This is a genomic window from Pseudomonas sp. BP11-1-1 (assembly GCF_052112105.1).
Taxonomy (GTDB): Bacteria; Pseudomonadota; Gammaproteobacteria; order Pseudomonadales; family Pseudomonadaceae; genus Aquipseudomonas; species Aquipseudomonas alvandae.
On record NZ_JAUTYU010000010.1, the window covers coordinates 154255 to 173587 of the forward strand.

Annotated in this window: 22 protein-coding genes; 11 read left to right on the forward strand and 11 right to left on the reverse strand. The window is 55.6% G+C overall.

The window, feature by feature from the left end; genetic code table 11:
- Positions 1-56: 56 nt before the first annotated feature.
- From Q7C33_RS19630 to Q7C33_RS19640, 3 genes are read left to right on the forward strand one after another with little or no spacing between them, the layout of a single operon-like run.
- The gene (locus tag Q7C33_RS19630) at positions 57-1223 is read left to right on the forward strand and encodes a CBASS cGAMP synthase (protein ID WP_407683978.1); all 1167 of its coding nucleotides are present in this window, start codon (positions 57-59) and stop codon (positions 1221-1223) included.
- 3 nt (positions 1224-1226) lie between these two features.
- Positions 1227-2906 carry a ThiF family adenylyltransferase gene (locus Q7C33_RS19635; RefSeq protein ID WP_407683979.1) on the forward strand — a complete coding sequence of 560 codons (1680 nt, stop codon included), beginning with the start codon at positions 1227-1229 and terminating at the stop codon, positions 2904-2906.
- 17 nt (positions 2907-2923) lie between these two features.
- On the forward strand, positions 2924-3349 hold the full coding sequence (locus tag Q7C33_RS19640; RefSeq protein ID WP_407684017.1) for a Mov34/MPN/PAD-1 family protein: 426 nt from the start codon (positions 2924-2926) through the stop codon (positions 3347-3349).
- Positions 3350-3475: 126 nt separating this feature from the next.
- On the opposite strand, the gene Q7C33_RS19645 is transcribed toward Q7C33_RS19640, so the two are convergent.
- The 3 genes from Q7C33_RS19645 to Q7C33_RS19655 form a co-directional block, all read right to left on the reverse strand.
- On the reverse strand, positions 3476-3742 hold the full coding sequence (locus Q7C33_RS19645; protein WP_407683980.1) for a hypothetical protein: 267 nt from the start codon (positions 3740-3742) through the stop codon (positions 3476-3478).
- Positions 3739-4719: an integrase domain-containing protein gene (locus Q7C33_RS19650; protein WP_407683981.1), complete on the reverse strand. Its 981-nt coding sequence runs from the start codon at positions 4717-4719 to the stop codon at positions 3739-3741. Before Q7C33_RS19650 ends, Q7C33_RS19645 begins: the two co-directional genes overlap by 4 nt.
- 911 nt (positions 4720-5630) lie before the next feature.
- The gene (locus Q7C33_RS19655) at positions 5631-6953 is read right to left on the reverse strand and encodes a tyrosine-type recombinase/integrase (RefSeq protein WP_407683982.1); all 1323 of its coding nucleotides are present in this window, start codon (positions 6951-6953) and stop codon (positions 5631-5633) included.
- Positions 6954-7807: 854 nt separating this feature from the next.
- Between Q7C33_RS19655 and Q7C33_RS19660 the strand changes: the two genes are divergently transcribed.
- Entirely contained in the window at positions 7808-8113 is a 306-nt protein-coding gene (locus tag Q7C33_RS19660; RefSeq protein ID WP_407683983.1) for a type II toxin-antitoxin system TacA family antitoxin, read from the forward strand.
- The gene (locus Q7C33_RS19665; protein WP_407683984.1) at positions 8071-8589 is read left to right on the forward strand and encodes a GNAT family N-acetyltransferase; all 519 of its coding nucleotides are present in this window, start codon (positions 8071-8073) and stop codon (positions 8587-8589) included. Before Q7C33_RS19660 ends, Q7C33_RS19665 begins: the two co-directional genes overlap by 43 nt.
- A 97-nt stretch (positions 8590-8686) precedes the next feature.
- On the opposite strand, the gene Q7C33_RS19670 is transcribed toward Q7C33_RS19665, so the two are convergent.
- Positions 8687-9385: an SOS response-associated peptidase family protein gene (locus Q7C33_RS19670; protein ID WP_407683985.1), complete on the reverse strand. Its 699-nt coding sequence runs from the start codon at positions 9383-9385 to the stop codon at positions 8687-8689.
- A gap of 97 nt (positions 9386-9482) precedes the next feature.
- Here Q7C33_RS19670 and Q7C33_RS19675 point away from each other — a divergent pair, with 97 nt between their 5' ends.
- From Q7C33_RS19675 to Q7C33_RS19700, 6 genes are all read left to right on the forward strand, one after another.
- Positions 9483-9914 (forward strand): LexA family protein, encoded by a 432-nt coding sequence (locus Q7C33_RS19675; protein WP_057452066.1) that lies wholly within the window; start codon positions 9483-9485, stop codon positions 9912-9914.
- A complete protein-coding gene (locus tag Q7C33_RS19680) occupies positions 9901-11181 on the forward strand; it encodes a Y-family DNA polymerase (RefSeq protein WP_407683986.1) in 1281 nt (426 codons plus the stop codon). Before Q7C33_RS19675 ends, Q7C33_RS19680 begins: the two co-directional genes overlap by 14 nt.
- A 1300-nt stretch (positions 11182-12481) precedes the next feature.
- Positions 12482-12892 (forward strand): hypothetical protein, encoded by a 411-nt coding sequence (locus Q7C33_RS19685; RefSeq protein WP_407683988.1) that lies wholly within the window; start codon positions 12482-12484, stop codon positions 12890-12892.
- Positions 12893-13074: 182 nt separating this feature from the next.
- Positions 13075-13257 (forward strand): hypothetical protein, encoded by a 183-nt coding sequence (locus Q7C33_RS19690; protein WP_407684018.1) that lies wholly within the window; start codon positions 13075-13077, stop codon positions 13255-13257.
- Between the two features lie 45 nt (positions 13258-13302).
- Positions 13303-13599, forward strand: a complete 297-nt coding sequence (locus Q7C33_RS19695) for an XRE family transcriptional regulator (RefSeq protein ID WP_407683989.1) — start codon at positions 13303-13305, stop codon at positions 13597-13599.
- A 68-nt stretch (positions 13600-13667) separates the two neighbouring features.
- Positions 13668-14207 (forward strand): hypothetical protein, encoded by a 540-nt coding sequence (locus tag Q7C33_RS19700; protein ID WP_407683990.1) that lies wholly within the window; start codon positions 13668-13670, stop codon positions 14205-14207.
- 288 nt (positions 14208-14495) lie between these two features.
- Here the strand turns inward: Q7C33_RS19700 and Q7C33_RS19705 are convergent, their stop codons facing one another.
- Genes Q7C33_RS19705 through Q7C33_RS19735 form a run of 7 tightly spaced genes read right to left on the reverse strand, consistent with a single transcriptional unit; the run spans position 14496 to position 19333 of the window.
- Entirely contained in the window at positions 14496-15350 is an 855-nt protein-coding gene (locus tag Q7C33_RS19705; protein ID WP_407683991.1) for a DNA cytosine methyltransferase, read from the reverse strand.
- Positions 15311-15568, reverse strand: a complete 258-nt coding sequence (locus Q7C33_RS19710; RefSeq protein ID WP_407683992.1) for a Com family DNA-binding transcriptional regulator — start codon at positions 15566-15568, stop codon at positions 15311-15313. The genes Q7C33_RS19705 and Q7C33_RS19710 overlap by 40 nt, the downstream gene beginning before the upstream one ends.
- Positions 15516-16487, reverse strand: coding sequence for a hypothetical protein (locus Q7C33_RS19715; RefSeq protein ID WP_407683993.1), 972 nt, complete (start codon positions 16485-16487; stop codon positions 15516-15518). The genes Q7C33_RS19710 and Q7C33_RS19715 overlap by 53 nt, the downstream gene beginning before the upstream one ends.
- Positions 16472-17164: a hypothetical protein gene (locus Q7C33_RS19720; RefSeq protein WP_407683994.1), complete on the reverse strand. Its 693-nt coding sequence runs from the start codon at positions 17162-17164 to the stop codon at positions 16472-16474. The genes Q7C33_RS19715 and Q7C33_RS19720 overlap by 16 nt, the downstream gene beginning before the upstream one ends.
- A complete protein-coding gene (locus tag Q7C33_RS19725; RefSeq protein WP_407683995.1) occupies positions 17161-17709 on the reverse strand; it encodes a baseplate complex protein in 549 nt (182 codons plus the stop codon). The genes Q7C33_RS19720 and Q7C33_RS19725 overlap by 4 nt, the downstream gene beginning before the upstream one ends.
- On the reverse strand, positions 17706-18629 hold the full coding sequence (locus Q7C33_RS19730; RefSeq protein WP_407684019.1) for a hypothetical protein: 924 nt from the start codon (positions 18627-18629) through the stop codon (positions 17706-17708). Before Q7C33_RS19730 ends, Q7C33_RS19725 begins: the two co-directional genes overlap by 4 nt.
- Positions 18626-19333 (reverse strand): DUF4376 domain-containing protein, encoded by a 708-nt coding sequence (locus tag Q7C33_RS19735; RefSeq protein WP_407683996.1) that lies wholly within the window; start codon positions 19331-19333, stop codon positions 18626-18628. The genes Q7C33_RS19730 and Q7C33_RS19735 overlap by 4 nt, the downstream gene beginning before the upstream one ends.

Consider the following 19333-nt stretch of genomic DNA (forward strand, 5'->3'; position numbering starts at 1 on the left):
ATGCTACCCCATATAGTGCTGGCAATGTGAAATGACAGTGGGCAGGGATCGATCCAATGGAACTCCTCAATCTACACAGCTTGTTCAGTAGCAAGGTCTACCAAGACACCTTCATCAACAACCTGACGCTGGAGGAGGATGCATCCAAGACGATGCTTGAGGCTCGAACGGATATCCGCAACACGTTGCGTACCGAGCTGCCCAAACGTTTGAGAGTGGCCTTAGAGGAAGCTGGAAGAGTCCCAGTTCCGCGCTTTTTCACCCAAGGATCTTGGGCGTACAAAACGCTAAACGCTCCCTGTAAGCCTCCTCAGCAGGCTGACTTGGACGACGGTACATATCTGCCCTTCAGTTACATGGAGTCAGCTCCGCCGTCCGAGATGAGCAGCATTCTGTTTAATACGGTTGAGGCCATCCTGGATGAGCTAGCTGAGGAAAAGGGATGGGGGCTGGTCACAGACAACCCCAATTGCACCAGACTTGTCATCGATTCGGAGACGCATATCGACGTCCCGGTCTACAGCATTCCAGATGATGAGTTCTTACAGCTCAATGAAGCACGGGCCTCAATGGAGCAAAAAGGTCTTACCATGGATTCTGCTTTCTCCATTGATGACAATTGGGATTTGCTCCCTACCCAAGGTGTCCTCATGGCGACCAAAAAAAATGGTTGGCGGGATAGTGACCCTAGGCCGGTTAAGGAGTGGGTGGAGGGTGAGGTCAATCTTAAGGGGGATCAGCTCCGGCGAATCATGCGCTATATAAAGGCGTGGCGTGATAATCAGGACTGGGAAGCTGACAAGGATCCAAAGTCAATTCTGCTGATGGTGGCTACTGCAGAGGCTTTCGATGTCGCCATCCATGGCCGGGATGATCTAGCTTTAGTAAAAGTCTGCAAGGAGTTGCCGCGGATATTGCGCGGGAAGGTCATAAATCCAGTGACAGCCCATCGCTCCGCAGCCGATCAGGAAGATCTCGCCGCTAGATTGGACAAAGATGGAATTCGAGACTTGTTGGTCAGCCGTGTTGAGAAGCTTGCGAAGCATCTGGAGCAAGCGATCAATGATTGCAAAGATCCGAGTGTGGCTTGTTTCATTCTTCGTGCAGAGTTCGGAAGCCGGCTACCGAATGATCCAAATCGAGTTGGAATCGAGTCCGTTAAAACCGCAGTGCCCGTTGCAACAGTCGCTGTTAAACCTGTTGGCGACATTACTGCTGGTTAATCAATGAACGTTAATTTTGTAAGAATTCACGAGGCTCTTGTTTGCAGGGGCTTCGAGTTAATTAAGAGCTATCCTCTCCCAAAGTACTTTGGATCTTTGACTGTTGATGGTGTTGGTTATTCTTCGGTCATCTCTTTCAGCGATGTTGGTTTTACTAAGCTGCCAAACATCCGTGTCATCGAACGTCCGCCTGGAATACCGGCTAACTGTGCTCATCTCACGTCTAATGGCTATCTCTGCTATATCGGGCCTAATCAAGCACATCTACCTAGAGATAACTTGGTTGGTGGGATACTTGGATGCATTGAAATCGCTGAAAAATTACTGTCTCGATTGGCTGCTGGAGATGCCCTTAAGGACACTCAGGACGAGTTTCACGCGTCATGGCTTGGCGATAGTTTACTTATCGATATAGATAGCGGCGACTTCGGAAGCATTCTCGATTCACAAATGATACGAGTCATGAGCGAGAGTGAGAAGTCCGGAGTTTTCTTGTTGGGTCGTGAAAAAGAAAAGCTGCTCCAAAGATATAAATACTGGAGTCCCAGACTTGTCGATCTTCCATTTATTGTTCGGGTGGTTGAGGCGCAACTACCGCTTGGGGCCAGAGAGCATGATTGGCCGCTAGAAGATCTTTTTATGCTCCTGAATTGGCTGTCTTCAGACATTAAGGCCATAAATGGAGTTTACTCTGGAATAAAGGACATATACTCGGCTAAATGCCAAAATCTCATTCTGATCATTCAGGCGCCAAATGCTTCATGTGCGGCGTGGCTTACCTTTCCCGCATTGTGGTCTGATACGCCGTCTGTAAAGTCCCCAATTAAGTTTCTGCATACAGTTCTACGCAAGAAATCGAAGAGTATAAGTATGCTTCGCCTCCAACCCATTCGAATTGACCCGAAATCTTGGTTGGAGCGAAACCTTCAAGACGACCAGCGCGGTCTTTCAGGTAAGAAAATTATTATGGTTGGCTGTGGCGCGATTGGTGGTTATCTCGCTGACTTGCTCGCAAAAAGCGGCGCGGGTTTTTTGGGGGGGCATCTTGTACTGATAGACGACGATTACCTGTCATCTGGAAATCTTGGGCGCCACGTTCTGGGTTTCAGAGATATTTACAAAAGCAAGGCGATGACTTTGGCTGAGGAACTTCGTAATCGGTACCCCTCAATCAACGTTCTGGGCTTATGCGACAATATCCTCGATTTGAAGATCATGCATGGGGGGGATTTGATAGTCAATGCAACAGGCGATCAAGCCCTTTCTTATCACATGAGCGAGCAATGGTTAGAAGGTCGCATATCTCGAATCCTGTTTACGTGGATTACCGGAACCGGATGTGGTGCCCAGGCCTATTTTCTGGAAAAGAAGGGGCAGGCTTGCTTATCCTGTCTCGATTACAGCATTCCCGGTGGCCAGTACTCGATAATGTCTTCTGAGTACCAGCACAACTTTAAACATGCGCCTTCTTGTGGTGATTGGCTGGTGCCATATTCGGCATCAGCTGCTATGCATGCTGCTGGCCTGGCAAATGACCTAGCTTTAGCTTGGGTGCGAGGTGAAATTACATCATCACCTACGTTCAGAAGCATTACGCTTAATCATAAAACAGGAAAGTTAGTTCCTCCTGTATCACCTTCTCGTAGAAGTGATTGTTTCATATGCAGCCGCTATCACTTATAGATCGTTGTACTTACCGGATGGTGATTATCGCTCCCGAAGTGTTGGAGTTGATCCACCATTATAGGCAAGTTTCGACAGATGATTGTGAGTCTGGAGGGATTCTAATTGGTATTGCAAGAGGGATTCACTTAGAGGTCACAGCAGCGACTCCACCACAAATCTCCGACCAGCGCTCTCGCATGCGGTTTCGTCGATTCGAGGCTGGTCACAAGGAGATCTTGCTCAAACGTTGGAGAGCGAGCGAAGGAATGGAGAATTATGTGGGCGAGTGGCATACGCATCCCGAGCAAGATGCAAATCCAAGCCCTCTTGACTTGCGAGAGTGGTCTAGAGCCTCAAAGAGGCTCAAAGAACCCCTTCTTGTGATCATCGGGGGGACCGTCTCTAATTTTTATGCATTTGCGGATAATCAGAAGTGTCAACGACTTCAAGATATTGTATAGATGGTGCTATCGGAATTTATTTAAATATATCTGTAGTCCAGATTTTAGCTTGTAATCGGCATAGCCTGCCTTAATTGATTAATGCTTTCTATTTTTCAAGGGTGGCAGTTTTGAATTAAGTTACGCCTAGAACCATGATTTTCCTAAGCGAAGAGTAATTAACTTAGTAGTTAGTCCATAGTAGTAGCGTGTCGCTTCAGTTTTATGCGTTATCGAGTAATTCAGAAACCATAAGACGTGCTTTCGTTGCCAAGTCCACGGACTGTCACGTTGCCAACGTTCGGAAATTGCTGCTTGGATCGCTTTGGCTTGTCTTATGTGGCGCTGACGACTGGCATGCGAACCTGTCAACACTCCAGTCAGGAATAGCTCCATGTCATATGGTTTATTCATACTCGGCCACCGATATACGCCGAGACTACGTCAGTACGACCATGCCCTAGTTCGCGGCTGATTTGTATCCGAGCTTGTTGATCGAGGGCATGGTCTTTTCGATAGCAGGTACCACCATTGACGGGTGCCGAGCATCCTGTGATGTCTTCGTAACGTTTGCAGGCGTAGGCCACACGTAGTTCGTGAAAGCCTTTTAGATCGAACGCGTGCAGCACGTCTCGGGCAGGTCGAACGACTTTCCGTATGAATTCGGCATAGCTTTCTTCCGGCGCCAGCAGATTGTGGCTCCCATGTGGCGCTGTCTCTTGCGCAAATGCTATTGCCTCACGGATATGGGCATTCACTGACACCCAGCGTGGAGCCGAAGCCCCTGATCGGCCACCTTTGGTGCCATCTTGAATGTTGATCTTGCCAAGCTGGTTGGCTTCACGCTGCAATCGAGGCAGATCGGCTAAGATAGCCTCGCGCAGTCGCATTCCGATCTCACGCGCAAGATAGAGAATGGCAACAACTCGATATTGCTGTTGATCTCTGAGCGCCAAGATAATCCGATCAAATTGCGTTTTGTTCTGGCCCTGCGGTGCTGCATTACGAACGCTTGAACGCTGCATCCCTAATGTTTTACTCGGGCTCGGTACCCTGATGTGGTAATCACCGCGAAGTGCGGCCATCGTTCGGTTAACGCTGGACAGGCGGTTGTGAGCAGTGGCAACACTTAGTCCGCCTCGCTCGACCTGATTCCGAAGGTGATGGGCATACTGCATCAGAGTTTCTCGGTCTATCTGTCGGGCATCGTTATAGCCCGGTCCTTCTTCGGATCGGCACCAACGTACAAATGCCTGCCAGCGATCACTGTGTGCTTTGACCGTGCCGTAATGGCCGCCGCCAAACAGATCTTTCAACGCCTGTGGCCCGGCATAGCTCAGCTGCCGGCCATAGCCAAAATTCCGCCCATCCCGTCTACCTACCAATCCCATGACCAAACTCCTCTTGAAGCCAAAACTTTTAAGATCTTCCCCACGTCATCCCGCCAAGAGTGTTGAGTGTTATCAGGGATCAAGGCCCCTGCGACCTGTGAGGGTTGTCCACTAACGCGGGACTAACGGCTCCTTACGACCGGGAGTTTGGGCATCTCATGATCTGGCCTCCTGAGCACTTCCGAGGAAGTGGGCGGGTGGAGGCTGCACTGGCTGACGAGACCAATGCCGCGAGATCCTGAGTCGGGTGAAGGCAGTGAAGCGATGACCGGGGCATGCCTGACTGTCAGTCAGGTGCAGTCCATTCCGTGGGCTGCGGCACCATCATCTGCATCGCTGTTGCTGGTGATTTCGGTGTTTGTCACGCCGATTGTCACGAGGGGGAATGCCGCAAAGCCTTGTGCGAGTTGGGCTGCAGCAGCGGTAGGAGCGCCCGTCTCTTTCCGGGAGAAAGAGACGGGCGCAGGCTGGCGCAATGAAATGGCAACGCGGATAGGTTGCTGCAGGGCAGCTATGAAAGGGGATGAGTTGCCGCAGTGGGCACACTGGTAAAAGTAGGCATCCATCACATCGCTGTGACCGTGCGAGCTACCGGACGCTAATCGCACTTTGGGAGAACCACCACGGTGTGGCGTAGCCTTAAAGGTTCTGGCTACCTGGGTTGCTGTCAACGACAGCGCTTTGCCCGATCTTTTCTACGCCTGTGGATAATTCAGGTCAAGGCTCGAGTTTCTGCGAGTTCTGCGGCTGTGGATGAAATTATCCACCGGTGGAAATCTGTGGTTTTCCACAGACAGTTGGGTGGGCTTTAGATTTTTTAAGTGAGGTCCATCCAAGCAGGGCGGCTTTGCAGCCCTGTTTGGGTGGACCCGCGTGGACAAGCGGATCACTCAGATATGAAGACTGAGCGCTTACTCAGTTGCGCCACGTTTTACTTTTAGGCGAGTGACGTTCGCTCCGGTCTGGTTCGCGAATTCGTGTGGAGAGACATGCTCCTGCCGGTTGGCCTCCAGGTACCGGCTCCACCAGTTCATGATCAGCCTGCGCTCCTCGATGAACTCTGCCTTATGGATGTAAGCGGCGCGGACGTTGTTCCGCTCTTTGTGGCTCATCTGCCTTTCAATGGCAGTCTCGGACCACAGTCCTGATTCAATCAGTGCGCTACAGGCCATTGAGCGAAAGCCATGGCCGCAGATTTCGGTTTTGGTGTCGAAGCCCATCTTTCGAAGTGCGCTGTTTACCGTGTTTTCAGACATGGGTTTCCAGGGCTTGGCATCGCCTGCAAACACCAGGTCGAATTTGCCGGTGAGGGCGTGGATCTGTTCAAGCAGGACCACGGCTTGCGGCGATAAGGGTACAAGGTGGATGTCCCCGGCCATCTTCGTGCCCCTTGTTGAAAAGGGCACGCCGTCCAACGCGGGTCGAGTGTCCGGTATCTCCCAGGTGCCGCGCTTGAGGTCGAACTCGCTCCAACGGGCGAAGCGCAGTTCGCTGGAGCGGACGAACACATGCAGCGAGAGCATGACCGTCAGCCGGGTAAGTGCGCGGCCTCGGTAGGTGTCGATACGCTCCTGCAATTCAGGCAGACGCGATAAGGGTAAAGCAGGGCGGTGAATCACCCTCGGGGCTTTGATCAAACCTTCAAGGTCGTAGGCGGGGTTTGCGGTGATCTGCCGAGAACGCTTCGCCTCGCGCATGATGCTTTGCAGGTAGTTTTGTACCCTTAAAGCGACGTCAATCGTGCCGCGCTTCTGGATCGCTTCCAGAGGTTGCATCAGGTCATGGGTATCCAGATCGACAATGGAGCGAGCGCCGATCAGTGGGAAGACATGGGTTTTGAGGCGGCTCAGAACCGTCTTTGCATGACCCGGTGCCCATTTGGCAGACATCGCTTTGTGCCATTCCAGTGCAGCGCTTTCAAAGGTTCGGCCTTTGATTGCGGCCTGCGTCTTGGCTTGGTGTTTGGTCTCTATGGGATCGATGCCTTTCGCCAGCATCCGCTTGACCTCTAGGCGCTTGTTGCGCGCATCGGCGAGGCCGACCACGGGGTAGCTGCCGAACGAGGTCAGTCCTTCGCGTCCATCAGGTTTGACATACCTGAGACGCCAGCCTTTACGGCCATTGGGTTGGATTAAAAGATAGAGGCCATCGCCGTCGAAAAGCTTGTAGGCGCGGTCGGTGGGCTTGGCTGAGCGGCAAGCCGAATCGGAGAGTGGAGCGGTGGTTCGCGACATAAGGGTACTCCCCCTTTATCGAATTACCTTACCCCTAACATTACCCCTAAAACGGCTGGAATCCACCAGATTTTGACGTAACCTGACGGAACGCCAAAACGAAAAAACCCGCCATAAGGCGGGTCTTTCGGGGGTTTCAGAGATTTTGAAAGCCTTCTCTGGAACCTTGTATGGTGCCGGCACCAGGAGTCGAACCCGGGACCTACTGATTACAAGCCCGGTTTCATGCACTGTGTTCGTTGGGGAAAACCAGCAAAATCGGTAGTTTTCTCAGCGTTGTGTGCATATATGCAGGATATAAAATCGCCTAAATTGGACGGGGATTGGACGGAGGATTGGCTCCTGCTGTCCCCTCCTTTCCAAACGCTACACATAATGAAAACCGGGGCTTCTTGGAGCACTCCCCACCGGCCTGAGCGGAGGGCTCAATTGCCCTTCTGGCGCGATTGCACAAAACAATCACACGGACCCCGTCGGCGGGAGGGGGAAAAGTGCTTTCCCTTCGAGATTTTTCTTGTCGCGCTGATTTTTGGTCGGACAGGTCAAGCCAGCTCATGCAAAGCTTGGTGTAGCTACCGTCTTGGGCTCCATCGGGCTTCAGATCGCCCAGGCCAACCCCCCGGCCTATGAAATCCTGTGTAGCTATTAGCGATACGTGTAGACAAATGCTACACGCTTTTGGTATGATCCGTGTCGGGGAAAACGATCCCCTCTAAACCAGAATGTATTTACGACCACCGCGTCGAATTAACCGAGGTATCACCATGACTTACATAAGCAGCCGAGAAGCTACTTCAAATGCATAATTAGGAGAAAAATCAGACACTTAACCGAATCACACGAAGGAAATAATCATGACCAGTTCTTTGCATGCGGAGTCCGCATCAACAGAGAAAACCAAACCCGTCCCTATCAACATGAGGGTCGATTTCAAAAAACGAGACTTGATCGATGTGGCCGCAGCCATGTCGGGTAGCGATAGAACCAGCTTCATCCTGGATGCTGCTTGTAAAAAAGCAGAGGAAGTCATTCTGGATCAGCGCTTGTTCGTCCTTGCCGACGATGACTTCGACGCGTTCGAGAAAGCCTTACAGAACAATCCCGTAAGGAGCAATAAATGCCTACAAAAACTGCTGAACAGACCGTCCCGTTGGAGCTAAGCGCACCGGTAAAGCTGGACGAAACCCACGATCTAGATACTTTTGATTGTGGTGAGGACTCGATCAACGAGTTTCTGAAGAAAAAAGCCTTGAAAGCTCAGGCTGCCAAAACCGCCACAGTATTTGTGGTTTGCGTCAAGGGCACCAATACCGTTGTCGGTTACCACACGCTTTCGAGCGGTACCATCATGCGGGCAAACGTCGTCCCCAAGAAGGCGCAACGCAACTCCCCCGACCAGCATCCGATCACGATTTTGGGTCGCATGGGTGTGTGTAAGACGCTTCAGGGTACGGGACTGTCCCTCGACTTGATTCAAGATGCAGCGCTTCGGGCTCTCGCCGCCTCTGAGGATGTCGCCTCCACCGCGCTGGTAGTCCATCCTCTGAATGAGCGGTTGGTGAAGCTTTACGAGAAAGCAGGGTTCATTCGCTGCCCAGCACTTTCGCCAGTCACGATGATGCTTCCCTTCACCTGATTGACGTCATGCAGAAACTGGCCGTGCTCAACCGCGGCCAGTTCCGTTCCACTCCTTCCAATGAATCCTCGGCGCGTTGGGTTTCTGACCGAACCGGCTACTCATGCTCATCCAGCGGAAGGATCAGTTGCGCCCCCTGATTCCTGACGTTTCCCACCTCCCGACCCACCCGAAACCACTCAAAGTCCTCAGTCGGTCGACACGCGGTTTTCGCAATCTCTTCAGCCCTCGCCGCGTCCAGTTCCGGATCGAGCCATTCCCGCGCCATTGAAGGCGCAAGCACCAGCGGACGCCGATCATGAATATCAACCATCCCCTGATCACTGGCGGCGGTGACGATCACATACCCATCCTGGTCGTTCGGCTCCAGTCCAGGCGTCACCTGAGCCAGCGCGCCGAAGAACATCGGCGCCTGGCTTTTCAGGCGGATGAAGTAGGGCTGCTTCTTCTTCGGATCGGCCGGATCCTTGACCCACTCAAACCATCCGTTGGCAGGCGCGATGGCCCGCCCGTTCGGCCAAAGCTGTTTGAAGAATTTCCCAGTAGTAACCGTCTCTACCCGGGCGTTGATCGGATCAGGCCTTTTGCCCTTCGCCCAGAACGGCGACCATCCCCATCGCACCTTATCAACGCTCAATCCGCCTTCCGCTGGCCGGATGATCTCGACGCGAGTCGTAGGCGCTACGTTGTACCGATCGATGGCCCAAAGGTCGTACCCGTTAATGACCAGTTGCTGCGGGGCCAGCTCCCGCAGGTAGTGGTCCATCGGCTCGTAAATCGAATAGCGTCCGCACATGCTGTCACCCGTCGAAATTTCCTACGCACCAATTGACCACGTGAACAACGCCGAGTTTACTGTATACACATACAGTAAATTACGTTGAGTTTGCGTCATGAGTGTCACCATCCTTGGCCCGCTGTTGGAAGGGGGCGAAAAGCTCCCGCTGTATTCGTTCCAGATTCCTGCAGGTTTTCCTTCGCCGGCAGCCGACCACATCGAAAAACACATCTCCCTGGATGAGCTGTTCGAGATCCGCGCCCCGCACGTCTACTTAGCCAAGATCGAGGGCGAGAGCATGCAAGGCGCCGGGATATTTTGCGGCGACTTGGTCGTCGTCAATCGAAGCCTGACCGCCGAGCACGGCGACATCGTTATCGCCGGGCTTAACTCCGAGCCCATCTGTAAGCGCCTGCACATGCGTGACAACACAATCATCCTGCTATCAGCAAACAGCAAGTACCCGCCGCGCTACGTGATGGAGGGTGACGAGCTGATTATCTGGGGTGTCGTTACCTACAGCGTGCGCGACCATGGCAAACCGTGAACAAGTCTTTGCGCTGATCGACTGCAACAGCTTCTACGCCAGTTGCGAGCGTGTCTTCCGGCCGGACCTGGCGAAGACTCCCATCGTCGTGCTGAGCAACAACGACGGCTGCGTCATCGCGCGCAGCTACGACGCCAAGCCTTTCGTGAAAATGGGCGCGCCGTACTTCCAGATAAAGGACGTACTGCGCCGTAACGGCGTTCAGGTGTTCAGCAGCAATTACGCGCTCTATGGCGACATGAGCGAGCGCGTGATGACGATCATTGAATCCATGGTGCCCGCCGTCGAGGTGTACAGCATCGACGAAGCCTTTGCCGACCTCACAGGTATTCGCGGCGATCTGACGGCGTTCGGTCGCACCATTCGCGCCGCGGTCCACAAGCGCACCGGCATTCCGGTGGGCGTCGGCATCGCTCCCACAAAGACCCTGGCCAAGCTCGCCAACCACACCGCCAAACGTCTTCAAGCCCATACCGGTGGCGTCGTGGATATCTGCGATCAGGTCAAACGCGATTGGGTGCTGCGCAATACCGACGTGAGCGAAGTCTGGGGCGTGGGGCGCCGGATGAAGGTCCACCTCGAAGGCCTGGGCCTCAAGACGGCCATGGACCTGGCGAAAGCCGACCCCTGGATGCTCCGGCAGAAATTCAGCGTGGTGATCGAGAAGACCGCGCGCGAGCTGGCTGGAACTTCCTGCCTGGAGCTATCCGAGACCGAACCGCCCAAGCAGGAGATCTGCAGTAGCCGCATGTTCGGCAAGCGCCTGACGACCATAGAGCCGATCAAGGAAGCGGTGGCCACCTATGTTCACCGGGCAGCGGAAAAGCTTCGGGCGCAAAACTCGTTGTGCAAGAAGGTTCGCGTCAGCATCCGCACCGGCATGTTCAACCCAGAAGAGGCGAAGTATGCCAATGGCGCCCTGGTTGAATTGCCTTACCCAACCAACGATGTTCGATTGCTGACGAAGGCGGCGACCGAGGCAGTGGATCGTCTGTTCAGGCCGGGTTTCAAATACAGCAAAGCAGAGATCCTGCTGATGGATCTGCGCCAACCTGGTGAATTCACGGATGACTTGTTCGCTCAGTCTCAACCGCAGGCCGCTGAGAAGGTGATGGGCGTCCTGGATGAGATTAATCAACGGTGGGGGCGTGGAACCTTGCGTACTGGTAGCGTGCCGGTCAGTCCTGATTGGGGGATGCGGCGAGAGATGATGAGCCAGAGCTTCACCACGAGGCTCGATCAACTCTGGACGGTGAGGTGTTATTGAGATCCCGCCCCAAAAGAACAGGGGCCGAGGCCCCTGCTCACTCCATCTTAGAAGAGTATGCGGATCAAACGGATTGACCAATACGCGGCTTGCAGCGCACGGATCAACTCTTCAGGAATAAAACGAAAGGTGATTTTCACCATTTCTAAATGCTCCTCATATGGAAAGACTAGGTTCTGTTTAATAGAACCTCCATCCCGCCACTGCATCCAAACAATGATTAAAGTTTTCACCATGTCAATGTACGAATGCACTTTACGCAACTACGTACGTACTTACGTACGTTTAGTCAACGAAACCAGGTTGACTGAGGTGCGAACAGCCCATAACCTTTGTTTTGCGAAGACAAGTGAAATGGCTGAAGCGGCGGTTGAACGAATCATCAGGTTTTTTTGAAACCAGAGCAACCACGATTTTCAGCCCGTAAAGCCCGGCTCCAGCCGGGCTTTTTTGTGCGCGGAAGGTTCTGAAAATAATCTTCGAAGCGCCAACGCCTGACTGGTAAGGCTTTCACTGGGTTCTCCCCATTTGATCCAATTGACGCGGGTTTACTTATGTAAACCCCTAAAGGTATACATCTCGACTTGATCATCCGACGAACGGTAGGCCAAGAATTTTGTGGCTACGAAACTTCCGCCAACTGCGCAACAGAAGTGTTGCATAAGTGCGCAACACATCTGTTGCGCAACATCGCGCTATAGGAGGCAGCACAAGTAAACACAAAGCACGTGTTAACTGTGCTGTGTCCGTTGGGTTAGTTCCACATCAAGCTCTTTCATAAAAAACGCATCGTTATGCGTCGGGAGACCCGCAAGGAGCTCGTTACAAAATTAGGCTCATAGGGCCTAAAAAAAGCTGTTGTTGTAGGCTCAAGGAGCCTAGTATCGATTCCGTTGGTGGCATGCAGAAAGCCACTCGACTCTGAGGGGGCTAGCCATGCCGCCGGCGGAGAACGAGATGAAACTTTCTGAGATAGCGACCATCCGCACGCGCTTTCCCGAGGCACATTTCTGGATCGTACGGCGGGGCTCAATACAGCGGTGCGGCGAGCCCACCCGAAGCTACAACCCCGAGCACATCGGGTTACGGGTGGAACGAACTGATCTGTTGTTACCGGATTACCTGTTTTACTGTCTCGCGGCGATTCACCAGCGAGGCGACTGGCAAAGGGTAGCCACCGGGACGTTGAGTCTGGTCAATATCCGTGTTTCAGACGTTCGACGTATCGAGCTGTCGCCACGGTAAGCAAAGGGGGCCGCAAGGCCCCTGACGCTTCACAGGCGCTTAAGGAATTGGTTTTATGAACATCGATCTACCAAGCATTACCGAACAGCAGGCTTTCGTGTTCGAGGCGGCGACGAAGTCGGGCGTTGCGCAGCTCCAAGCCAACCTGAAAGCACCGAGACTGCCAGGGCAAACCGAGGTGGACGAAAGTCAGTACCCGCGTACCCACTTGCTGACCGAGCAAGAAGGATGGGAGCCTCCGCACCGGGATCTGATCGGTGCTTACTTTCGGCACTTTCAGGCGCATTTTCCGGCCTACAACACCGATGCCAAGTTGGCGGCACTGTTGGGGCTGTCATCGAATCGCCGGGTTAGGGCCTTCAAGGATGGCAGCAAGGCCCCGCCCTATGGCGTTTGGCGGCGCTTCCTGGTCCTCACCGGACGCGTCCCACAAGAGATAATTCCGGTCCTGGCTTTCATGGCATAGTGAGGTCGGATGAGCGACGCGCAATTGGTCGCGGCATCGAGCCGTCAAGAGTTCGAAAAGCTACACTAAGGGCAGAAAAAAAAGCTTGCGATTTGTACCCTAAAGGTACAGTATGGATCTCAGGGCAGCGCACAAAGCGCGACCCGTGACCCGAAAGGATGAACACCATGCAGGAATTCAGTATGAGCGGCGCAGAACTGGAAAAGGTCCACGTCGAAATCGCCAAGTTGATGGCCGAGACGAAGAAGCTCAACGCCGAGGCCGGGAAAATGACCCGCGAGACTTTCTGGTACCCAGTCGCGGTCGCCACCGGCTTGATCGGCACGGTGGCCACCGTCACCACGCTGCTGATCAAGTTCGTCTAACCCTACTGGCCCCGCAATCGCGGGGCCTTCTAGCAGCGAGCCCCCATGAAAATCATAGAACAGTACAGTCCGCCATCCGCGGACGCTTTGGCGCGCCTGAAAATCGACCTCGGCTATACAAGCCAGCAGATGGCCGAACTGGTCGGCCTGGCCCAGGGCGGACAGTGGCGTAAGTACACCGGCGGCGCCGCGCCGCGTACCTTGGGGGTGCACATGCATTTCTATATGGCGGCGCTGCTGACCCTCTCAGAGTCGGAGCTGGCCCGGGTGCTGGATACAATGCGTGCCCACGGGGCGGCGGTCACGGTCGGCGAAACTGGAAAAACGTCTACTAGTAGCTAAATCGTAGCGAAGCGGAACGTTTCGGCTTCGGTAGGGTAAAATGCCCTTCGGCCGGAACGGAGACCACAGTGACCGCCTATTTTCCAGCGCTGACCATTGGCGGTCAGACTTACGATTTTTCCCACCTCGAACCATTCAAATTCACGATACCCAGTCAACTGGCCAAACGTGATTTGAGGGTGCATGTCACCTTCTCCAATCATTGCTTTACCCGCGGCTACGAAGTGGAGACCCATCCAGTCGGACAGCCGGTCATTCCTGACGGCAAGCGACAGCGTACGTTTTGTCCGACCCGTTACCGTTTGTCACTGACGTTGCCGGACGTTATCCAGGGATTAGTGCATCCCAAAATCAAAGTGTGGGAGACAGCTGCCGAGCGTAACTGGTGCTATTCCATCACCATCGAAGACCCGACCGGACCCTACCACGTCTTTTTCGAAGTACGCCGGGCGGGGCAGGAGAAGCGCCAGTGGCAAGACCTGAATCTTGTGGTTGAAAGTGCGTATCACGAGGGTGAGGACGGCGGGCCGGCGCTGAAGGGCTCGATGGCGTTCGCGCTGTTGTGCGGGAAGGTTTATATGAGGCAGCCGACGTCGACGAAGCGGTAAGGCAGAAACGAAAAAAGACGCCATAGGCGTCTTCTTCGATTGGGTAAAGCAGATCCGGACACCACTTACGAACCGCCTTGCGCGGTTACGGCTTTCGCCGCTGGGAAGCGCTCAATCTCATCCGGTCAGTCGCTTCGATGGACAGATTATTGCGCAATTGCGCGGATGATACAAGATGAGCCCGGATGAAACAGCGTGAACGGTAGTTACGATAGCGCGAACGTATGTAGCGTAAGAGCGAAAGGCGTGTCAGCAGCCATGCGTAGCGCAGAGCCTTTCAAATGGGAGCTACGGCTTCGCCGCCATCAACCCCCGCCCAACCCACTCCGCGATCTGCGTAACCACGGCGTTTCCGGCACTGAAAGCCTCCGCAAGGTTGGCCGCATCCAGTCCGAGGCAAAGCCCATCATCTTCAGACGCTCGCTGCCGCTCAGCCATCTGATCCCATCCGTTCGGGTGAGCGACGAAAGTGTTACAGCCCAGAGCGATCTGGGAGCCGGCTTTGTTTGCCAATAGAGTATTGGCAGCCCAGGCATCCGCGGGCCGAGGCCATTGGATCGAGCGAGACGCTGGAGGTATTGCGTCCACTGGCGCGGCGTCAGCCAGGAACTCGAAGGGGGGCATTCGTCGATAACCGGCGACCAGGAATATTCGACGACGTTGCTGGGGGACTCCGAAATATTGAGCATTAAGCACTCGCCAAAATCCCACATACCCGCACTGCGCAAGGGCCCGGACGACTGTCTCAAAGTCTTGGCTATCGTTGACAGCGAGCAAGTTAACGACGTTCTCAAGGACCACCCAGCTAGGTTGTATTTCTTTGAGGATACGTATGACTTCCCAGAATAGACCGCTGCGCTCGCCCCGTAGTCCTCGGGAGGCGTGGTTGCCTTCTCGGTTTCCTGCAAGACTGATGTCCTGGCAGGGGAAGCCTGCGGTGAGCACGTCGACCGAGCTGAGGTTGTGGGCGCCGCTCTGGCGCACGTCTTCAAATTGCTGTGCATGGGGAAATCGATCGGCAAGCACAGCCCGGTTGATGGGGTTGAGCTCAACTTGCCAAGCGCTGCGGTAGCCCGCGTTTTCAAATCCGACATCAAAGCCTCCTATGCCTGCGAACAGGCTTCCAATCGTGGGTCGCTGCATTCATGAACTCGGTGTTCTGGATGCTCGCGGCACGCTGTGGGGAGGCTCTGGGCCTTCAAGTGGTTGAGCGTCCGGCAACGCGGACATTTGATCTGTAGTTCTATGAAGCCCTTGGCGGTAGCCAGCTTGCGGCAGCATTGGCCGCAACGGATGTCCTGCATGTGGTTACTCGGTGATGGGATTAAGCTGGTGGTATAGCTCCAGGGCCGTCGCGGCATGGGCTATAAAGCTGCCGGCGTTATCAGGTGGGGGCGTGGGGCCATGTTTGTGAAAGGCGATGTCAGCGTTCAGTTGTTCCACCATATCGATCAGGTTAACGAGCACCTGCAGCACGTTCACCGCCTCGGAGCCCAGCCAGATCGAGGGGGCTTTAAAAATATGGGCCGAAGCGGCCACGCTTTCTCGCACGCCCTGGATCCGCTCCAGCATATCGTCACCCACGGTTGTGTTGAGCTTTTGCCCGACCACCAGGTTCAGGTCCCGGCCGGTGGCCATGTGCAGGTCATCGACGGCGGCCAGGCTGGCGGAGCCGCCGGACAGCAGTTTCAACGCACCCAGCGCCTCGGTGGTCTTGATCCCACCGACGGACTCGGTGCTGTGGTCGTCGACCTCGATCTGGCTGCTCTGGTAGCGCTCGGTATTGTCCAGCGCTTGCACCTCACGCTCGCTGGCCCGATCGGTGATCTTGGCGTCGGTCTGGCGCAACCAGTTGCCCTCGGCGTCGGCACGCTGTTGCACGGCATCGCTGTGCTGCCATAGCTGATCGCCCTTCGGCACCTGGGGCAGGCTCAAGCCGTGGGGCAGGATCTGCAGAATGAACGGCTTGCTCGGCAACCCATAGGCAAAGCTGACCACCACGGTGGTGCCTTCCTCTGGAAAGGCATAGAAACCCATCTCGCTACCGCCGCCCGGCACCGGTAGGGCCACACCCAGCAGGTGGGGCAGCTGTGGATCTGCCTCGCCGTCGGGGCCCAGGACCTCCAGGTCCACGGCATAGCGCGGGCGAAAGTCATCGCACAGGCCAGCGTCGGTGGGGGGATCTGCGACGGCTAGTACGCGAGCGAAGCGGGGCAGGTGATAGGCACCGGCCAGTTCCGGGAAGCGTCGCTCAACGATGTGGGTTACGGCTTCTTCCATTTGAACACCATGTTTGTGCCGGCGAGCATCACTGACGTGACCCGCTGGCCGTGATTGATCATCGCCCCAGGGCGCAACCCGGGAAGGGCCGCGATCTCTGCGCTCTGGTTGGCCTGATGGCTGTCGAACAACTCGACCGGCAATTGCAACGCCGGTCGCACTCCCCAGTAACTGTCGGCCCAACTGCCCACGAACACCTCGCCATCGCCCTGTTGGTGCCAGATGAAGTCGGCGATGCCGAACACCTGCCCCACACTGTCCAGCGCCTGGATCCCTGCGCCTAAGGAATAGAAATAGGGCGTGCGGACCTTGGCATAAGCCGCATCCGGCACACGAAAGCGCAACCCAGTCAGGCGGCTGACTTCTGTCAGCACCGTGCTCAAGTCGACGTGACGCAGCGCCATGGGCAGTGGATAACTCAGGATGGCGGCCAGCTCACGGCAAAACAGCACCTGCTCCAGGTTGTTGCCGGCGGTGCTGCGCTCGATGTAGCCCACGAAGTGCCGCTGCAAGGGCTTGTCGTTGTAGCCCAGATCCAGCGTGACCAGGCCGCGCAGCGGCTGTGAGGCCTTGATGCGGAAACTGGCGCGCCCCGGGGTGCGCAAGTCGAGGCGGACTTCGTCGCTGACCAGGTCGAAGGGCTGACCGTCGATGCTCAATACTTTGTGCAGCTTCATGGCGGCCCCAAGTAGTCGTCGACACGCTTCAAGATGCTCTCGAAGCCGCTCAACTCCGGCGCATCGGCGCCGCTACCAGCATCTGAGCCCGCCGAAGGATCGGCCACACCGTTGCCGGTACCGCCTTGCTGTTGGACTTGGTTGCCCGGGCGACGGGTCTCGACGCGCTCAGGGTTCGACAGTTTCTCGGTGAGCGTGAATTGCACCCGCCAGGCCGACAGGCTGTCATCCTCGCGGGCGGTGATGGTGTCGCTGAAGGTCACTTGCCTCACGCCGAAGGCCTCGGCCGTGTCGTTGACCACCCGATAAGTCTTGAGCTGACCACCCTCGGCCGTGGCTTCTGCCAGGCGCATGATGTCCACCAGGTGCGGCTTGTCGCGATAAGGAATCAACACCGAAACTGTCAACGCCTTGGGCTTGAACCCCTTGTGTGAACTGTCTGTATTGCTGGTCTGCCCGGCGATGTCTCCGCGCTCGATGCGCAGATTGGCCGTCACCTTCAGGGTTTTGCCGTTGACCTTCTGTCCGTCGAGCAACAGCGTCATAGGCCCACCAGTTCGCGGACAAAGCTCAGGCCTTCTTTCGAACCGACCAGCATCAGGCCAGCGCACAGCACCCACTCATGGCCCGGGGCGGATTTTGCCAGCAAGGCCCGTCGCAACTCAGCCATATTCCCGGGGCCGATCAGGCGCGCGACCATGCTCGAATCCGGGGTGGGGTTTGCCAATTGATCCTGCAGGTCGCGAAGCTGCTGGTCACGCGCAGCGCCTTGGGCAACCTTGCGTGCTGCCAGGGCGGACAAGTCGCTCAGGGGCGAACCGTCCGCCATGTAGCTTTCCAGGGTGGACAACTGACCGGACAATGACTGCTTGGCCGCTTTGGTGAGGGTGCAACGCTCCAGCGGCAAGGTGTTCCAACGCGGGAGCGGGCCAGCGCTGGGCAACTCCCACTTTTGCGCCTCGAGGCGGGATAGGTGACGAGCGCGCTTCTCGCATCGCTCCAGTTCCGTGACCGGGATCAGCGCATTGAAGCGTGACAGCGTGTCGGCCAGCTGGTCGTAACGAGTGGCGAGAAACATCACTACCAGGGCGTACTGCTCCCCGTCCGTGCGCCGGTGATTGGAACTGTCCAGCAGCTTGTCGGCGAGCAACTGCACCAGGTTCGGCGCAGAAAGAAAACGCTGGTATCCCCGACCTTGCCCCGCGCTGTTCTGGAAGGGGGTGATCGCGATACAGGCGGGCGCCTGGCCCATTTGTTCCGCCATGGCCGCTCGTCCAGTCTCGACGGCTGCTTTGGCCGCGGGACCCACGGGGCCGGGATTGGTGGTTGCCAACCCAGCAAGCGCTGCCAGGCGCTGAGCCGTGCTAGCCAGCTCACTCCCGACCAGACTTTTCGCCGGCGCTAGATCCTCCATCCATTCTGTGGCTCGCGCTGGCCAGCGCATCGTGATCGGCGTCCAGGTCAATCCGGCATGCTCCATTCAAGGGCCTTCATAGCGGTTAAGTCTTGGCTTTCAAGCATTTGACGGAGCTGGTTTTTCAAGCTTTCAGTCTGCGCCAGGGCGGCTTGCTTGTGCTGCACCAGGTGCCGGCCGACGACCGCCAGTTGTGTGGCCAGGTGCTCGCGAAACACCTTTTTGTCGTCGTCAAAATAGCAAGGACACAGCGCATCGAGCCCGCTAACGATCAGCCCGCACAGGTTGACCTGATCTTCCAGGGCGCTGTCATAACGGTGCCATCTGCCAAGAGCATCAGAGCTGAAACCGGAAACGATGTAATGCGCGCACGCGCTGTTGAAAGCATCGATTTTTTTGGCGTAAAGCTTGGACAACAGCGTGTCCAGGTCGTCAACCCAGCGGTCCGCTTTCCATATCTGGCCCGGTTCGGGTCGTTGCATGGTGTAGCCGCTGGGAATCGGTTCCAACCCCATCAACGTCCGAGCAACGCCGGTCGTGGTGTTGTAAACGATCAGCCCCTCGAAGAAATCCAGAAGCTGCCAGGACTTTCCGTTCCAGTGGGCAGCTTTGAATTCCGGTATCTGGGGTGGAGGTAACTCCACGCACCCGGCTGGAATGAGGAAAACGCCGGGTTCAAGCGGTGACTCCTCAGCCTCAACCTCTCCCACGAACAAGCCGAGGTGATTGGTTTGATAAACCACTTTTGTACTCAT

Excerpts from the sequence above, each read along its gene's own strand:
- Q7C33_RS19630 (WP_407683978.1), top strand. The coding sequence starts at position 57 with ATGGAACTCCTCAATCTACACAGCTTGTTCAGTAGCAAGGTCTACCAA.
- Q7C33_RS19635 (WP_407683979.1), top strand. The coding sequence starts at position 1,227 with ATGAACGTTAATTTTGTAAGAATTCACGAGGCTCTTGTTTGCAGGGGC.
- Q7C33_RS19640 (WP_407684017.1), top strand. The coding sequence starts at position 2,924 with ATGGTGATTATCGCTCCCGAAGTGTTGGAGTTGATCCACCATTATAGG.
- Q7C33_RS19645 (WP_407683980.1), bottom strand. The coding sequence starts at position 3,742 with ATGAATAAACCATATGACATGGAGCTATTCCTGACTGGAGTGTTGACA.
- Q7C33_RS19650 (WP_407683981.1), bottom strand. The coding sequence starts at position 4,719 with ATGGGATTGGTAGGTAGACGGGATGGGCGGAATTTTGGCTATGGCCGG.
- Q7C33_RS19655 (WP_407683982.1), bottom strand. The coding sequence starts at position 6,953 with ATGTCGCGAACCACCGCTCCACTCTCCGATTCGGCTTGCCGCTCAGCC.
- Q7C33_RS19660 (WP_407683983.1), top strand. The coding sequence starts at position 7,808 with ATGACCAGTTCTTTGCATGCGGAGTCCGCATCAACAGAGAAAACCAAA.
- Q7C33_RS19665 (WP_407683984.1), top strand. The coding sequence starts at position 8,071 with ATGCCTACAAAAACTGCTGAACAGACCGTCCCGTTGGAGCTAAGCGCA.
- Q7C33_RS19670 (WP_407683985.1), bottom strand. The coding sequence starts at position 9,385 with ATGTGCGGACGCTATTCGATTTACGAGCCGATGGACCACTACCTGCGG.
- Q7C33_RS19675 (WP_057452066.1), top strand. The coding sequence starts at position 9,483 with ATGAGTGTCACCATCCTTGGCCCGCTGTTGGAAGGGGGCGAAAAGCTC.
- Q7C33_RS19680 (WP_407683986.1), top strand. The coding sequence starts at position 9,901 with ATGGCAAACCGTGAACAAGTCTTTGCGCTGATCGACTGCAACAGCTTC.
- Q7C33_RS19685 (WP_407683988.1), top strand. The coding sequence starts at position 12,482 with ATGAACATCGATCTACCAAGCATTACCGAACAGCAGGCTTTCGTGTTC.
- Q7C33_RS19690 (WP_407684018.1), top strand. The coding sequence starts at position 13,075 with ATGAGCGGCGCAGAACTGGAAAAGGTCCACGTCGAAATCGCCAAGTTG.
- Q7C33_RS19695 (WP_407683989.1), top strand. The coding sequence starts at position 13,303 with ATGAAAATCATAGAACAGTACAGTCCGCCATCCGCGGACGCTTTGGCG.
- Q7C33_RS19705 (WP_407683991.1), bottom strand. The coding sequence starts at position 15,350 with ATGCAGCGACCCACGATTGGAAGCCTGTTCGCAGGCATAGGAGGCTTT.
- Q7C33_RS19710 (WP_407683992.1), bottom strand. The coding sequence starts at position 15,568 with ATGCCGCGACGGCCCTGGAGCTATACCACCAGCTTAATCCCATCACCG.
- Q7C33_RS19715 (WP_407683993.1), bottom strand. The coding sequence starts at position 16,487 with ATGGAAGAAGCCGTAACCCACATCGTTGAGCGACGCTTCCCGGAACTG.
- Q7C33_RS19720 (WP_407683994.1), bottom strand. The coding sequence starts at position 17,164 with ATGAAGCTGCACAAAGTATTGAGCATCGACGGTCAGCCCTTCGACCTG.
- Q7C33_RS19725 (WP_407683995.1), bottom strand. The coding sequence starts at position 17,709 with ATGACGCTGTTGCTCGACGGACAGAAGGTCAACGGCAAAACCCTGAAG.
- Q7C33_RS19735 (WP_407683996.1), bottom strand. The coding sequence starts at position 19,333 with ATGAGTACAAAAGTGGTTTATCAAACCAATCACCTCGGCTTGTTCGTG.